This window comes from Tenacibaculum crassostreae, assembly GCF_964512405.1.
GTDB classification, from domain to species: Bacteria; Bacteroidota; Bacteroidia; order Flavobacteriales; family Flavobacteriaceae; genus Polaribacter; species Polaribacter crassostreae.
In genome coordinates this window covers 100,348-114,844 of record NZ_CAZELE010000001.1, presented here as the reverse complement: position 1 = coordinate 114,844, position 14,497 = coordinate 100,348, and the positions used below count along the sequence as shown (strand labels likewise).

The 14,497-nt window shown below is 32.3% G+C and carries 17 protein-coding genes; 6 read left to right on the top strand and 11 right to left on the bottom strand.

What is annotated here, in order from left to right; genetic code table 11:
• Positions 1 to 20: 20 nt before the first annotated feature.
• The 5 genes from ACKTST_RS00525 to ACKTST_RS00505 form a co-directional block, all read right to left on the bottom strand.
• On the bottom strand, positions 21 to 257 hold the full coding sequence (locus tag ACKTST_RS00525) for a NifU family protein (protein ID WP_408045841.1): 237 nt from the start codon (positions 255 to 257) through the stop codon (positions 21 to 23).
• 6 nt (positions 258 to 263) lie between these two features.
• Complete coding sequence (locus tag ACKTST_RS00520) at positions 264 to 1,394, bottom strand: Mrp/NBP35 family ATP-binding protein (RefSeq protein ID WP_408045840.1); 1,131 nt, start codon at positions 1,392 to 1,394, stop codon at positions 264 to 266.
• A gap of 137 nt (positions 1,395 to 1,531) precedes the next feature.
• Entirely contained in the window at positions 1,532 to 1,855 is a 324-nt protein-coding gene (locus tag ACKTST_RS00515; protein ID WP_408045839.1) for an MGMT family protein, read from the bottom strand.
• Positions 1,856 to 1,926: 71 nt separating this feature from the next.
• Positions 1,927 to 2,598, bottom strand: a complete 672-nt coding sequence (gene trmB / locus ACKTST_RS00510; protein ID WP_408045838.1) for a tRNA (guanosine(46)-N7)-methyltransferase TrmB — start codon at positions 2,596 to 2,598, stop codon at positions 1,927 to 1,929.
• Between the two features lie 12 nt (positions 2,599 to 2,610).
• The gene (locus tag ACKTST_RS00505) at positions 2,611 to 2,832 is read right to left on the bottom strand and encodes a DUF6341 family protein (RefSeq protein WP_408045837.1); all 222 of its coding nucleotides are present in this window, start codon (positions 2,830 to 2,832) and stop codon (positions 2,611 to 2,613) included.
• Positions 2,833 to 2,874: 42 nt separating this feature from the next.
• Here ACKTST_RS00505 and ACKTST_RS00500 point away from each other — a divergent pair, with 42 nt between their 5' ends.
• Positions 2,875 to 3,780 carry a DUF6427 family protein gene (locus ACKTST_RS00500; RefSeq protein WP_408045836.1) on the top strand — a complete coding sequence of 302 codons (906 nt, stop codon included), beginning with the start codon at positions 2,875 to 2,877 and terminating at the stop codon, positions 3,778 to 3,780.
• Here the strand turns inward: ACKTST_RS00500 and upp are convergent, their stop codons facing one another.
• Both upp and ACKTST_RS00490 read right to left on the bottom strand, forming a co-directional pair.
• Entirely contained in the window at positions 3,781 to 4,434 is a 654-nt protein-coding gene (gene upp / locus ACKTST_RS00495; protein WP_408045835.1) for a uracil phosphoribosyltransferase, read from the bottom strand. It abuts the gene before it with no gap.
• 36 nt (positions 4,435 to 4,470) lie between these two features.
• Positions 4,471 to 5,241 carry an alpha/beta fold hydrolase gene (locus ACKTST_RS00490; protein WP_408045834.1) on the bottom strand — a complete coding sequence of 257 codons (771 nt, stop codon included), beginning with the start codon at positions 5,239 to 5,241 and terminating at the stop codon, positions 4,471 to 4,473.
• Between the two features lie 42 nt (positions 5,242 to 5,283).
• Between ACKTST_RS00490 and brnQ the strand changes: the two genes are divergently transcribed.
• Positions 5,284 to 6,561 (top strand): branched-chain amino acid transport system II carrier protein, encoded by a 1,278-nt coding sequence (gene brnQ, locus ACKTST_RS00485; RefSeq protein ID WP_408045833.1) that lies wholly within the window; start codon positions 5,284 to 5,286, stop codon positions 6,559 to 6,561.
• Positions 6,562 to 6,591: 30 nt separating this feature from the next.
• Here brnQ and ACKTST_RS00480 read toward each other — a convergent pair whose 3' ends face one another.
• From ACKTST_RS00480 to ACKTST_RS00470, 3 genes are all read right to left on the bottom strand, one after another.
• A complete protein-coding gene (locus tag ACKTST_RS00480) occupies positions 6,592 to 7,092 on the bottom strand; it encodes a DUF3575 domain-containing protein (protein ID WP_408045832.1) in 501 nt (166 codons plus the stop codon).
• Positions 7,093 to 7,296: 204 nt separating this feature from the next.
• The gene (gene feoB / locus ACKTST_RS00475; RefSeq protein ID WP_408045831.1) at positions 7,297 to 9,396 is read right to left on the bottom strand and encodes a ferrous iron transport protein B; all 2,100 of its coding nucleotides are present in this window, start codon (positions 9,394 to 9,396) and stop codon (positions 7,297 to 7,299) included.
• A gap of 3 nt (positions 9,397 to 9,399) precedes the next feature.
• On the bottom strand, positions 9,400 to 9,624 hold the full coding sequence (locus ACKTST_RS00470) for a FeoA family protein (protein ID WP_408045830.1): 225 nt from the start codon (positions 9,622 to 9,624) through the stop codon (positions 9,400 to 9,402).
• 122 nt (positions 9,625 to 9,746) lie between these two features.
• Here ACKTST_RS00470 and ACKTST_RS00465 point away from each other — a divergent pair, with 122 nt between their 5' ends.
• The 4 genes from ACKTST_RS00465 to ACKTST_RS00450 are packed head-to-tail and all read left to right on the top strand — an operon-like array spanning position 9,747 to position 13,626.
• Positions 9,747 to 10,898, top strand: coding sequence for a DNA polymerase III subunit (locus ACKTST_RS00465; RefSeq protein WP_408045829.1), 1,152 nt, complete (start codon positions 9,747 to 9,749; stop codon positions 10,896 to 10,898).
• A gap of 4 nt (positions 10,899 to 10,902) precedes the next feature.
• On the top strand, positions 10,903 to 11,373 hold the full coding sequence (locus ACKTST_RS00460) for a hypothetical protein (RefSeq protein WP_408045828.1): 471 nt from the start codon (positions 10,903 to 10,905) through the stop codon (positions 11,371 to 11,373).
• A gap of 50 nt (positions 11,374 to 11,423) precedes the next feature.
• Entirely contained in the window at positions 11,424 to 12,839 is a 1,416-nt protein-coding gene (locus ACKTST_RS00455; RefSeq protein ID WP_408045827.1) for a sensor histidine kinase, read from the top strand.
• Positions 12,840 to 12,843: 4 nt separating this feature from the next.
• A complete protein-coding gene (locus ACKTST_RS00450; protein WP_408045826.1) occupies positions 12,844 to 13,626 on the top strand; it encodes an enoyl-CoA hydratase/isomerase family protein in 783 nt (260 codons plus the stop codon).
• Between the two features lie 199 nt (positions 13,627 to 13,825).
• On the opposite strand, the gene ACKTST_RS00445 is transcribed toward ACKTST_RS00450, so the two are convergent.
• A complete protein-coding gene (locus tag ACKTST_RS00445) occupies positions 13,826 to 14,479 on the bottom strand; it encodes an HD domain-containing protein (RefSeq protein ID WP_408045825.1) in 654 nt (217 codons plus the stop codon).
• Between the last annotated feature and the right edge of the window lie 18 nt (positions 14,480 to 14,497).

Here is a 14,497-nt window from a genome sequence, read left to right as displayed (position 1 = left end):
AAAAAACTGATTTTTATCAGTTACGCTACATTTATAACCTCTTCAATTTGAGGAGCATACTTTTTTATAGTAGCCTCAACACCGTTCTTCAAGGTCATTTGGTTTACTGAACAACCACTACACGCACCTTCTAACTGTACCTTTACAATATTATCTTCAATAGACAATAGCTTTATGTTACCTCCATCACTCACTAAAAAAGGACGGATTTCTTCTAAAGCTTTCTCTACATTATTTCTAATTTCTGCTGCTGCCATACGTTTTTATTTTGTACTACAACCACTCATCGTAGTTATACGAACCACCTCGGTTGGTGGTAAATTTGCATTTCTTTTTAATAGTTGCGAAACCATTTCTTTAGTTACTTCAGTAAACGCTTCAGATAATGGTGTGTTATCTTGCAACGCTACTGGATGACCAACATCACCAGCTTCACGAATACTCTGTACTAATGGAATTTCTCCTAAGAAACTCGTTTCTATATCTTCTGCTAAGTTTTTAGCACCTCCTTGACCAAAAATATAATATTTATTATCCGGTAATTCTGCTGGTGTAAAATACGCCATGTTCTCAACAATACCTAACACAGGTACGTTGATGCTTTCTTGTTGAAACATTGCCACCCCTTTTTTAGCATCGGCTAAAGCAATGTTTTGTGGTGTACTTACTACAACGGCTCCGTTAATTGGTACTGCTTGTACTATTGACAAATGTACATCTCCTGTACCTGGAGGTAAATCGATTAATAAGAAATCTAACTCTCCCCAATCTGCATCAAAAATTAATTGATTTAATGCTTTGGATGCCATTGGTCCACGCCAAATTACTGCTTGACTCGGATCGGTAAAGAAGCCTAGTGATAATAATTTTACTCCGTAACTTTCAATAGGCTTCATTTTTGAACGCCCATTAACATTTACCGCTAATGGTTTTTCTCTTTCAACATCAAACATTAAGTGTTGAGAAGGACCATAAACATCTGCATCTAAAACCCCAACTTTGAATCCCATTTTAGCTAATGATACAGCCATGTTAGAGGTAATGGTAGACTTTCCTACACCGCCTTTACCAGATGCAATAGCAATGATATTTTGAATATTCGGAATTTCTTTTCCTCTAATTTGATTTGGATTTTCTTTTTGTTGAACCTCAACTTTTACATTCACTTTTACATCAATCTTTTGATCAACATGTTCGTGAATTGCTTTCATTATTTCAACTTCAACTTTCTTTTTAGCTTGTAATGACGGATTAGAAATCGTAACATCAACGATTACCTCGTCTCCAAAACTTACAACGTTAGTTACATTTTCGTTTTCAATTAAACTTTTACCTTCTCCTGGTGCTGTAATTGTTTCTAACGCCTTGTATATATCTTGTTTTTTAAAACTCATGTTTTTATGGTAAGTGCTTAAACAGCAAACTATCAGCTTGTTCTTATTTTTATTTAATCTTAACTGCAAAGATACATTTTACCCCTCAGAAAATAAAGTGTTTAGATTGGTAATATTTATAGGTTGATAAGTTGGTTTTATAGCTCGTTACTCGGGTTCCAGAATACCTTTTCAAAGTCTTGAATTTGGTTGTCAATCACCTTAACCCCTTCACTTTCTAATAACTGTTGCATGAGGTTTGTTCCGTCAAAATGATGTTTTCCTGTTAGCAAACCTTTTCTATTTACCACTCTGTGAGCAGGCACTTCTTTTTCCGATGAGTTATTCATCGCCCATCCCACCATACGAGCTGATCGTGCTGCTCCTAAATACGCAGCGATAGCACCGTAGCTTGTTACTCTTCCGTAAGGAATTAAACGTGCTACTTCATATACTTTTTCGAAGAAATTTTTATCTGTCATATGGTAAATATAGGCTTCTTTTATTTTCTGTTAAAAAGTACATAAACAAAAAATCCTGCGATTTGCAGGATTTAATAGTTTAGTTTGAACTTTATATAAGTAATCGGTTTGCCGATTTCTAAATATTGTTTTTCGTAAAATGTTTGTGTACTAATTACTTCTTCTGGTGAATAGTAGTTTTTATACACATCGTGGTTAGCGTGTAAAATTTCATGACCTTCACCATGTAATAACCCTAAGGTATATCCGTGCATGAATTCGCTATCAGTCTTTAGGTTTACACAACCTTCTTCCTTTAAAATTTTGTGATATCTTTTTAAGAAGGTAGTATTGGTCATTCTATGTTTTGTGCGTTGATATTTAATTTGAGGATCTGGAAAAGTAATCCAAATTTCATCAACTTCATTTTCAGCAAAAATATAATCTACCAACTCTATTTGAGTTCTTATAAAAGCAACATTATTCATATCGCTTTCAATTGCTGTTTTAGCACCACGCCAAAAACGAGCTCCTTTGATATCTATTCCGATGAAGTTTTTATCAGGATTTTTTTCTGCTAAAGCAATGGTGTACTCTCCCTTACCACAACCTAGTTCCAAAACTATCGGATTGTCGTTTTTGAAGAATGTATTCCATTTACCCTTTAGAGAAAAATTATTGATAACTTCTTCTCGAGTTGGTTGAATAACATTAGCGAACGTTTCATTTTCTTTGAAACGCTTTAATTTATTTTTACTTCCCAAATTGTATAGAAATTAGGCTCTGTCTTCAGTTCCTTCTTTTAAGAACTTCGCTGATTCTTTCATCCAATAAGCGAATAACACTAATAAAACTACTAAAAACAACCAGTTTATAGTGTTTGAAGTCCACCACCCAGCATCTGATTTAGCTACACCTAAGCGTAACCAGTTAAAAGGTAAGAATAAAAAGTCGGTAAATAAACTACCAATCCATTTAAAAATATTGCCTGCTATCATATCTTAAGTATCTTTACAGTTGCAAAAGTATAAAAAGAAACCATGTTAGCCAATTTTTTCGGTAAATCTAAACCTATAAATTTTATAGTACTCTTTGGGCTTTTTTTAGGGTATTTTGTTTTGAGTGTTTTTTCTAAAGAATTATCATTTATTCTGGTAAAAGAAATTGCTTGGTTTTTGGTGGTTTTTTCTGTTTACAATTTTATTATTGCTAAAAACCTGTTAACCTACGACAACTCTTTTGCTTTTTTGTTTTTTGTAATACTAATAGGTTTTTTTCCTGATACAATACGAATTAATAATACTTTTTTTGCAAATTTAACCGTGCTGCTTTTTTTGCGAAAAGTATATAGTTTACAATCGTCTAAAAACGTATTTCATAAGCTTTTTGATGGTGGACTTTGGCTTGGTATCTCTTTTTTGATTGAACCTTATACTGGCTTATTAATTCTCTTATTATATTTATCAATATTTCTACACCAGCGATTTACCTATCAAACTCTTTTAATTCCAGTAATAGGTATTTTCGGACCATTATTTTTATACTTTACTTATCATTTTTGGTATGATAAGCCCGAAAAGTTTACCTCTCTTTTTAATTGGGATTTTAATCCTGATTTAAGTATGTATTTGAATCAAAAATTACTAATACCAATTATTTTTATAAGTTTTTTTGTAATTATTTCGGTTCTTTTAAAAAGCCCGAAAGCATTTTCAGTTAAAAATAAATTTAGAAAAAACTGGATATTAATCTTAACTCAACTTGTAATAACAACTGTTATCTTAATCCTTGTTAAAGATGATTCAGGCAGTGAGTTTTTGTATGTGTTTTTTCCTTTATCGGTAGTGTTAGCTAACGGAATTGAATTTTTTCAAAAGAAATGGTATGCAGATATTATTATACTACTATTCTTAATCGCTTCGTTTGCAATGTCAGTAATACTATAATTATAATTTTGCTCCAAAAGCTAAGTCTCCTGCATCTCCTAACCCTGGTATAATATAACCTTTATCATTAAGTTTTTCATCTATATCGGCAATCCATAAATCGGTGTTTTCTGGTAGGTGTTTTGCTACATAAGATACACCTTCTGTAGAGCCAATTACAGATACAATTTTAATTTCTTTAGGAGTTCCGTATTTTTTTATAGCTTCATAAACTGCTACCAATGAACGACCTGTTGCCAACATTGGATCCACTAATAACAAGGTTTTTCCATCAATAGCTGGAGAAGCAAAATACTCAACAACAATTTCAAATTCTGCATCATTGTTTGGGTGATGACGGTATGCAGAGATAAAAGCATTTTCAGCATCGTCAAAATAATTTAACAATCCGTTATGCAACGGTAAGCCCGCTCTTAGAATTGAACATAAAACCACATTGTTAGTAGGTAAATTAGTGCTTTTAACTCCTAAAGGAGTCGTTACATCTTTAGATGCGTACGACAATTCTTTACTCAGTTCGTATCCTAAAATTTCACCAATTCTTTCAATATTTCTACGAAAACGCATTGAATCTTTTTGAAGAGAAACATCTCTAAGTTCAGCTAAAAATTTATTTAAAATGGAGTTCTCTTTTGCTAAATGGTACGTTTTCATGAAATAAGTTTTGAGTTGCAAAAATAACAGAAAAAACTAGGCTTTTATAAAGTTGGCTAACTCTTTAATCAATTCTGTTTTAGCTTCTATATGGCTCATATGTCCGTGAGGTAAAAAAACCACAGGTGTGTTTGTTCTAACACCTTCTTCTTTTATGCTTTGTTCCTCTAGCAAAGGGTCATCAATTCCAGAGATAATCAATCGTTTTTCTATAGTTTGAAAAATCGTTTCTTTATTTTCTCGTAATCTCATTCCTTTTGTTGCTGCAATGTATCCTTGAACTGGAGTTTTCAGTGCTTCAGTTTTAATGGTTTCTATTTCTTTGGAAAACTGTTCACGTGAAGCCTCTGCAAACAAATTGGTTATCGACATTTTTACCAAAGCTTCATAATTGGTTTGTGCCATTTTACTAGCTCTTAAACGTAACTCCTTTCGTTCTTCGGAATCTTCTTGTGTAGTAGAATTTAATAAACACAACGCTTTTACATTCTCAGGATACTTTTCAGCAAATGCCAACGAAACATATCCTCCCATAGAATGTCCTATAAAAATAGCTTTTCGTATTCTAAGTTCTTTTAATACCGCTTTTACAGCATCCGCCATTTCTTCCATGGAATGAATATACCCAACACAAGCTGTTTTTCCATGACCTAACAAATCAATACAAACAACTCTATTTCTTTTTGAAACCTCAGTTACAACGTCATTCCACATTGTTATATTTTCTAAAAAACCATGTAATAGAACGACACAATTTCCTTTGCCTTTGTCTGTATAAAAAACTGTTGTTTCCTTAAATTTTGCCATTATTTTTTAATGTATATTCGTCTGTAACAAATTTTGTAAGCAATGAACAAAACTAAGGAGATATTTATAAACGGGTTCGCTTTATTTTCAATGTTTTTTGGAGCTGGTAATTTAATTTTACCTCCTTTTTTAGGTAAAAACGCTGGTGATTTATGGTTTTGGGTAACTCTTGGTTTTTTTGTTACCGCTGTTTTTATTCCTATTCTAGGAATTTTAGCGCATGCAAAGTTACAAGGTACTATGTACGATTTTGGGAAAAAAGTATCACCTACATTTAGTTTAGTTTATTGTTTTGTTGTGTATGCTATTTCAATAGCTTTACCTGCACCTAGAACAGCTTCGGTAACGCACGAAATGGCTATAGCACCTTACTTTAACACGAGCTCATTACTTACGAGTACTGTCTGTTTTTCACTAGTGTATATTTTTGTAATGAACCGGTCTAAGCTATTGAATTTAATAGGAAAGTTCTTAACTCCGCTTATCATTTTAATTTTATTGACTATCATTTTTGTTGGAGTATTTACTACACCAGAAACCATTCAAACTTCTACTTTTACCTCTCCTTTAATTAGTGGTTTACTTGAAGGTTACCAAACTTTTGATGCAATAGGAGCTGTTGTCGTTGGTGGTGTACTAGTTATATCTATGAACTTTAAAAAAGATACTTCTTTTAACGAGAAAAAAGAACTCATTACCAAAGCAGGATTTATAGCTGGTTTTGGATTGCTAATCATTTACGCTGGTTTAATATATAACGGAGCAAACTTTAGTTCAATATTTCCAGAAAATGCAAATAGAACTCAAGTACTTACTAGTTTAAGCACTCAAACTTTAGGATCTATTGGTACTATATTTTTAAGTGTTTTAGTTGCCTTAGCATGTTTTACCACTGCTGTTGGTATTATTACAGGTACCGCTGATTATTTTAAAGGAATTAATAACAATTCTCAAAAAGTTTTTACTGCTACAGTAATTATTGGTTGTTTACTCGGAATAATTGTGGGGCAATTTGACGTGCATTATATCATCAACATTGCATTACCTGCACTAATGTTTATTTACCCAATAACTATAGTTTTAATTATACTAAACGTTTTACCTGAAAAATACTCTTCTGCACTAGTGTTTAAGGTTGTAGTTGTAGTTACTTTTATATTTAGTATCCCTGACTTTTTAGGGTTCATCACCAAGCCCGAATCTCTTTCAACAATTAAAAATACTATTCCGTTAGCGGATCAAAATTTAGGATGGGTTCTTCCCGCTATTTTTAGTTTTCTTATTGCTAACATTATTAGTAAACTAAAAAAGCCCGCATAAGCGAGCTTTTTATCTATATTTTTTATCAATTTAAAATCGATATCCTAAGTTAATTCCAACTCTTGGAACAACTGCTCTAGATTCAGATGTAAAAAGGTTTCTACCTAAACCTCCGTAAACATCAATTACAAACCCGCCTGAAGACACATACTTAGACCCTACTGCAACACCTAAAGCCCCATCGGTATATTCTTTATAAGAATTTGGAGATCCGTCTAGCTCTATTTCTCTTTCACCTGTATTTATTCCCATAAAAACCTCTCCGAAATAATTCCAGTTACTATTGCTTGTAAAATAATGTCTAAAAAACGGAGTAAACATTCTTTTTTCATTGTATTTAAAATCTGCCGCTCTTTTTTCAAAATTGAACAATGCAGAAATACCTATCGATGAACGTTCTGTAGTATAATATTCATAAGAAACTTCTAGCGTTTTAAACGCCAAAGCATCGAACAAATCTGCTTTTATTTCTTGTTGTGCTTGTGTAAGTGAACTGATGAAAACTATAGCAGCAAAAAGTATTTTTCTCATAATCTATTTTTAATAATTACAATTTCATTCTTCAGCAAAGATAGTACCGAAATGAATTTTTAAAGCTTCTAATGTTTAAATAAATAAGTTAAGAACAGTTACAATTAGTATCGCAATTCTTGCTTTTTTTAGGTTTGAAAAAAAACTTTTTCACTAAAAAAACAACAGCTAAACAAACAACTAAATATGTTAAAAATTCTTGCATTAACTTAAAATTTGATAGGCTGCAAAAGCAGATAAGTATGCTAATATCCCCATACTTACTAACTGAATAATAGGCCACTTCCAGCTTTTGGTTTCACGTTTTACAATTGCTAAAGTTGCCATACATTGCATTGCAAACGCATAGAATAGCAATAGTGAGATTCCTGTGGCAAAATCAAAACGCTTTTTCCCTGTTTCTGGATTTATCTCTGAAGCCATTTTTTGCTTAATTGTAGTAGCATCTTCACTATCATCTTCAACACTATAAATGGTTGCCAACGTACCTATAAACACTTCACGAGCAGCAAAAGAACTGATTAAACCTATACCAATCTTCCAATCATAACCTAATGGTTTAACTACGGGTTCTATTGTTTTTCCAGCTATTCCAATATACGACTTTTCTAGTTTAGCTGAAGCTACTTTTTTTGACAATTCTTCTTCTGAAAGTTCTTGGTTATTTACATTTTCAACTACGTTTTTTTCAGCATTTTTAAACGATTCTGGACCGTGAGAAGCTAAAAACCATAATATAATTGAGATTGCTAAAATGATTTTTCCCGCCCCAAAAACAAATGCCTTCGTTTTTTCAATTACATCAAACAACACGTTTTTTACAGATGGAACCTTATAATTTGGCATTTCAACCACAAAAAACGACTTGTTTTTAATTTTTAAGGTTTTATGCAATATGTATGCTGATATAATCGCTGCTGCAAATCCTAATACATATAAGCCCAACAAGGTGACTCCTTGTAAACTTAAAAAGCCAAATAATTTAGTGTCGGGTATAATCAACGCAATTAAAATCGCATACACTGGTAGTCGTGCTGAACAGGTTGTAAACGGAGTAACCAAAATGGTTATTAAGCGTTCTTTCCAACTCGATATGGTTCTAGTTGCCATAATTGCTGGTATCGCACATGCTGTTCCTGAAATTAACGGAATTACGCTTTTACCACTCATCCCAAAACGACGCATAATTTTATCCATTAAAAACACCACCCTACTCATATATCCTGTTTCTTCTAAAATGGCAATAAATAAAAATAGAATTGCTATCTGCGGAATAAAAATAACCACACCTCCTATACCAGGGATTACACCATCTGTCAACAAATCGGTAAACATACCTGCTGGTAATTGTGCTTTTGTAAATTCAGCTATGTCTGCGAATAATCCATCTATAAAATCCATTGGTGTAGATGCCCAATCGAAAATAGATTGAAAAATCAACAACAACAATCCGAAGAAAATTACGTATCCGAATATTTTATGTGTAAATATTTTATCGAGCCTGCTTCTTACATCGGTTGCTTTTGTTTTATCTACACTATACACTGATTTTAGCACATTATTAATTGCCTGATATCGATAAATTGTTTCTTTATGTTGATTTCTTTTTACTCTACTAACATCGGTTTGAAGCTCTAAAATTCGTTCTTTCTCTTTAGCAGAAATTCCTTCTGGAAAATGGTTTTGAGTAACCATCAACCATAATTCGTATAACGAATAATTTGGGCTTACTTTTCTTAATTCTTCAAAATATTCTGCATCAATTTTATGAGAAATTGCACATAATGGTTGTTGCTCTTTTAATTTTGAGAGCACCGCAATTTTTTCTTTAACCTTATTTATTTCACTGTTTTTTCGCGCACTTATTAAAACAACTTCAGTTTTAAGTTCTTTCTTTAACAATTCAACATCAATAGAAATTCCTTTAGACTTCATTTGATCTGCCATGTTAATTACTAACAATGTAGGAACTTCTAAATCTTGAATTTGAGTGAATAAAAGTAGGTTTCTTTTTAAGTTTTCTACATCGGCAACTACCAAAACAACATCTGGTTTTTCTTCATTTATCAACGAAGTTAGCACGATACTTTCGTCTGCGGATGTTGGATTGATGCTGTAAGTCCCGGGTAAATCGGTAATGGTTGCAGTTGTATCATTCGGCAATTTACAAACACCCTCCTTTTTATCTACTGTAACTCCTGGGTAATTCCCTACTTTTTGATTTAACCCTGTTAACTGATTAAATAATGACGTTTTCCCTGTATTCGGATTTCCAATTAACGCAACATGAATACGTTCTTTCATCAGTTAAATTTTGCTTATTAATATTTCTTGAGCTGTTTCTTTTCTAATTGCTAAATGACTTCCGTTTACGCATATATAAATCGGGTCTTTTAACGGGGCTATTTGTAGTAATTCTACTTCTGCACCTGGTAAACATCCCATTTCTAACAATTTTAAAGGAATTTTATCTAAGCATTCTTCTAATATAATTCCTTTTTCTCCTATATGTAATGTCGCAATCGTACTCAAAAAACACGTATTTTTAGCTTGCAAATATACTAAAATAGAATCGTTCTAAACAATATACTCACTCATTATATCATTTATTTATAATCGATTGTTCACTTTGTTTGATGTGTTATATTTGTGGTATGGCTTTCGACGAAATTATTGGGCAAGATCATATAAAAAAACACTTAAAGCAATCGGCTGAAAATAATAGAATTCCGCATGCACAACTCTTTGTAGGTAAAGAAGGTAGCGGAACTCTTCCTATGGCTATTGCCTACGCGCAACATTTGTTATGTAGTTTTTCTAATAACCAAGAAGCTTGTAACTTAAAGTGTAATAAATTACAACATCCTGATTTACATTTTGCTTTTCCAGTAACTACTAACGACTCGGTAAAAAAACACCCTGTGAGTAATTTGTTTTTAGAAGATTGGCGCACTTTTGTTGAAGAACAACCTTACGGAAGTTTGTTTAACTGGTTACAACATATAGGAGTTGAAAACAAACAAGGGCAAATTGGAGTAGATGAAGCTGAAGATATTGTTAAAAAGCTACAGTTAAAATCGTACGAAGGTGGCTTTAAAGTAATGATTATTTGGATGGCAGAAAAAATGAACACTGCTGCCTCTAACAAATTATTAAAATTAATTGAAGAACCACCTAGTAAAACGGTTTTCATTTTAGTTGCCGAAGACGAAGGTCAAATCATAAACACTATAAAATCTCGATGCCAAGCCTTACATTTTCCTGTGTTAAGTGAAAGTGATATTGCGAGCACTTTAGTTCAGCAAAAAGGAATTTCAGAAAATGAAGCAATTAAAATTGCGCATCAATCTGAAGGAAATTATAACAAAGCGCTACACATCTTAAACAATAATTCTAACGATTTAATCTTTGAACAGTGGTTTATCACCTGGATTCGTGCAGCCTTTAAAGCTAAAGGAAACGCTGCTGTTATTCAAGATTTAATAGGGTGGTCTGAAGAAATTTCAAAAACTGGTCGTGAAACACAAAAGCAGTTTTTACAATATTGCTTGCAATTTTTTAGGCAAGCATTGTTACTTAATTATGGAACTCCAGATTTAGTGTTTTTAGAAACACAATCTGCTAATTTTGAATTGGCAAAATTTGCCCCGTTTGTTCACAGTGCCAATATTCTTACGATTGAAAAAGAAATAAGCGATGCACAATATCATATTGAAAGAAACGGAAATGCTAAAATTATTTTGTTAGATTTATCTATCAAACTTACTCGTTTATTACACACTAAAGAAGAAAAACTCCAATCATAATATTATGAAAACTAACTATTTTATAACAGCTGTACTTTTCGGAATGTTTTTTGTTGCTTGCAAACAAGAAAAAAAAGAACCTACATTACAAGATTATATGGTTGGAAACTGGGAAACCTCTTATATTAAAATTGAGTATTTAACCGCAAACGAAACCGACAGCACTTCTGTTTTTGAAGACGATTTTAGCAAACCTAATTCAGGAAAAGCGCAATCGTCATATAAGAATGACGGAACTTTTTCAGCTTGGTTTTTACAACCTGACGGAAAAAAAGTAGGCGAAACCGATGGAAAATGGAAAACTAAAGGAGATAGTTTGTTTATTGATTATCCGTATTTAGGAAAACAAGTACAAGCGTGGTATGCAATAAAACAAACAAAAGAAGGTTTTGAAGGCACCGTAATTTACGATTGGGACGATGACGGAGAAAAAGACGATACTTTATTTATGAAATCAAAAAGAATTGAACACTAAAATTGCGCATCTTTAATAACATATCGCTACGAATTAGAATATTCTTGTCAATGATACTTTTAATATTATTGACCTCTATTTTAATTGTGTTCGTAACTATTTATCAATACGACGAACAAACAAAAGACTATAACGCTTCTCGTTTTGAACGTAAAGAAGCCTCAACAAAACAAGATATAGATATTGAACTAACTCGTAGAACAACTTACCCTGTTACTACAGAAAATATAGCTAAAATTTTTCAAGATAGAATTTATGATATAGCTAATGTTCACAAGCTTACAATTTCTATGTATGATATGGATGGAAACTTATTAAAATCATCTATACCTTACAATTTTGATAAAAAAGAAGGACAAAATCTGTCTGAGGAAACAATTAATGAGCTTGCAAAAAACTCAAATCATAGAATTCCAAAAACTAACATTGTAAAAGGCATTACCTATCAATCTTCTTTTACTTACATACACGATACTCGTTTTAAAAGAATAGGAATTTTAGAGTTGCAAATAGCTCAAGATAATGAAGAGCAAAAAAAAGAGCTACGCGAATTTATTTCTAGACTCTCATTAGTGTACCTTTTAATGTTGATTGTCGCCATAGTTTTGGCATATTTTTTATCGAGTTATATTACACGATCTATTCAAACAATTTCTGAAAAAATTAAAGAAACACGTTTAAATAAGCGTAATGAAAAAATCACATTAAACTACTCTTCTAGCTCAGAAATCAACTCATTAGTTGAGTCATATAATAGTATGATTGATCAGCTTGAAGATAGTGCTGCTCGACTTGCAAAAAGTGAACGTGAGCAAGCATGGAGAGAAATGGCAAAACAAGTTGCACACGAGATTAAAAACCCGCTAACTCCTATGCGTTTATCGGTACAAAGTTTTGAAAGAAAGTTCGACCCAACCGACCCTACATCAAAAGAAAAAATGGCGGAGTTTAGTGAAACACTTATTCAACAAATTGATGTGATGAGTTCTATTGCTTCTGCTTTTTCTGATTTTGCTAAAATGCCAACACAACGCAGAGAACAACTAGATGTAATCGACGTAGTAAAGCACTCTATCGATATTTTTACCGAAAGCTATATTCATTATTTCCCGCAAGAAAAAGTATTGTTTGCAAACCTAGATAAAACTCAACTAGTTCGTATTGTAACAAACCTCGTGAAAAACGCGATACAAGCGATAAAAGAGACCGAAAACAATCCAAAAATTGAGGTTAAAGTTTCGCAAGAAGGAAACAATGTTAAAATTATAGTTTCTGATAACGGAAAAGGAATTGATGACAAAAACAAAGACCTTATTTTCGAACCTAAGTTTACTACTAAAACAAGCGGAATGGGCTTAGGTTTACCTATGATAAAAAATATAATTGAAGCGTATGACGGCTCTATTTCTTTTACTTCAACCAAAGGAATTGGAACAGTTTTTACCGTAATTTTACCAAAAACATAATTTTATGAATTTTGAAAATATTTTAGTTGAAGAATCTAACGGATTAGCAACTATCACAATCAACAGACCCAAAAAACTTAACGCGTTAAACAAAGTAACTATAGAAGAATTACACAATGCTTTTAAAACTTTAGACGCAGACACCAATGTTAAAGTGATAATTATTACAGGAAGTGGAGATAAAGCTTTTGTTGCTGGTGCCGATATTTCTGAATTTGCCCATTTTTCTGTTGAAGAAGGTGGTATGTTAGCCAGAAAAGGTCAAGAAATTTTATTCGACTTTGTAGAAAACTTATCAACTCCTGTAATTGCTGCTGTAAACGGGTTTGCTTTAGGAGGTGGATTAGAGTTAGCTATGGCTTGCCATTTTAGAGTAGCATCAGACAATGCTAAAATGGGATTACCAGAAGTATCGTTAGGAGTAATTCCTGGGTACGGAGGCACGCAACGTTTACCTCAACTTGTAGGTAAAGGAAAAGCTATGGAGTTAGTAATGACCGCGGGTATGATTTCTGCTGATGAAGCCAAAGAAGCTGGTTTAGTTAATCATGTAACTTCGTTAGAAGAATTACTACCATTGGCTGAAAAAATAGCTTCAAAAATTATGAGAAACTCATCGGTAGCTATCGCAGCAGCAATCAAAGCTGTAAACGATAATTTTAAAGATGGAACAAACGGTTTTGAAACAGAAATCAAAGAATTTGGAAGTTGTTTTGGAACAGAAGATTTTAAAGAAGGAACAACTGCGTTTTTAGAAAAAAGAAAGCCAAATTTTCCTGGAAAATAAACTATTTTAATCTAGTTAGTATATAAAAATAGCATCTAAATAAATTTAGATGCTATTTCTTTTTACAATAAGGGGATTACATTAATAAAAAGGGGGTTATTAACTGAAGCAAATATATATTAATTTCAATAATAACCAAATATTCGTAATGATTTTTTACCAAAAAAATCAAAACATTGAGTTATTGTGTTAATTTTTGTTAAAACAATCCATTCCATTCATTATAGAACTGTTCTAAATACTCTTCCATAAAGGCATGTCTTTTAGCAGCAATTTCTTTTCCTGTTTTCGTATTCATCTTATCTTTTAGCAATAGTAATTTCTCATAAAAATGATTAATTGTTGGTGCTGTAGATTTTTTATATTCCTCTTTGGTCATTTTTAAATTCGGTGGAATTTCTGGGTTGTACAACTCACGATTTTTAAATCCTCCATAATTAAAACAGCGTGCAATACCAATAGCACCAATAGCATCTAATCGATCTGCATCTTGAATTACAGCTAACTCTGGAGAACTAAATTTTTGCTCAAAATTTCCACCTTTAAAAGATATATTTAAAATAATATTCTCAATATGAGAAATGATTTCTTCAGGTACTTGTTCGTTTTCTAAAAATACTCTTGCTTTCTTTGGCCCAACAGTTTCATCTCCATCATAAAACTTACTATCAGCAATGTCATGTAATAAGGCTCCTAAGGATACTATAAACTCATCTACATTTTCATTTTTAGCGATCAATAATGTATTCTTATACACACGTTCTATATGAAAAAAATCGTGTCCTCCTTCAGCTCCTTTTAAAGTTTCTTTTACAAACTCTATGGTATTATGTATTATTTGCTCTTTATTCATATTTCAAAAATAAAAATC

Excerpts from the sequence above, each read along its gene's own strand:
- ACKTST_RS00525 (WP_408045841.1), bottom strand. The coding sequence starts at position 257 with ATGGCAGCAGCAGAAATTAGAAATAATGTAGAGAAAGCTTTAGAAGAA.
- ACKTST_RS00520 (WP_408045840.1), bottom strand. The coding sequence starts at position 1,394 with ATGAGTTTTAAAAAACAAGATATATACAAGGCGTTAGAAACAATTACA.
- ACKTST_RS00515 (WP_408045839.1), bottom strand. The coding sequence starts at position 1,855 with ATGACAGATAAAAATTTCTTCGAAAAAGTATATGAAGTAGCACGTTTA.
- ACKTST_RS00505 (WP_408045837.1), bottom strand. The coding sequence starts at position 2,832 with ATGATAGCAGGCAATATTTTTAAATGGATTGGTAGTTTATTTACCGAC.
- ACKTST_RS00500 (WP_408045836.1), top strand. The coding sequence starts at position 2,875 with ATGTTAGCCAATTTTTTCGGTAAATCTAAACCTATAAATTTTATAGTA.
- upp (WP_408045835.1), bottom strand. The coding sequence starts at position 4,434 with ATGAAAACGTACCATTTAGCAAAAGAGAACTCCATTTTAAATAAATTT.
- ACKTST_RS00490 (WP_408045834.1), bottom strand. The coding sequence starts at position 5,241 with ATGGCAAAATTTAAGGAAACAACAGTTTTTTATACAGACAAAGGCAAA.
- brnQ (WP_408045833.1), top strand. The coding sequence starts at position 5,284 with ATGAACAAAACTAAGGAGATATTTATAAACGGGTTCGCTTTATTTTCA.
- ACKTST_RS00480 (WP_408045832.1), bottom strand. The coding sequence starts at position 7,092 with ATGAGAAAAATACTTTTTGCTGCTATAGTTTTCATCAGTTCACTTACA.
- feoB (WP_408045831.1), bottom strand. The coding sequence starts at position 9,396 with ATGAAAGAACGTATTCATGTTGCGTTAATTGGAAATCCGAATACAGGG.
- ACKTST_RS00465 (WP_408045829.1), top strand. The coding sequence starts at position 9,747 with ATGGCTTTCGACGAAATTATTGGGCAAGATCATATAAAAAAACACTTA.
- ACKTST_RS00460 (WP_408045828.1), top strand. The coding sequence starts at position 10,903 with ATGAAAACTAACTATTTTATAACAGCTGTACTTTTCGGAATGTTTTTT.
- ACKTST_RS00455 (WP_408045827.1), top strand. The coding sequence starts at position 11,424 with ATGATACTTTTAATATTATTGACCTCTATTTTAATTGTGTTCGTAACT.
- ACKTST_RS00450 (WP_408045826.1), top strand. The coding sequence starts at position 12,844 with ATGAATTTTGAAAATATTTTAGTTGAAGAATCTAACGGATTAGCAACT.
- ACKTST_RS00445 (WP_408045825.1), bottom strand. The coding sequence starts at position 14,479 with ATGAATAAAGAGCAAATAATACATAATACCATAGAGTTTGTAAAAGAA.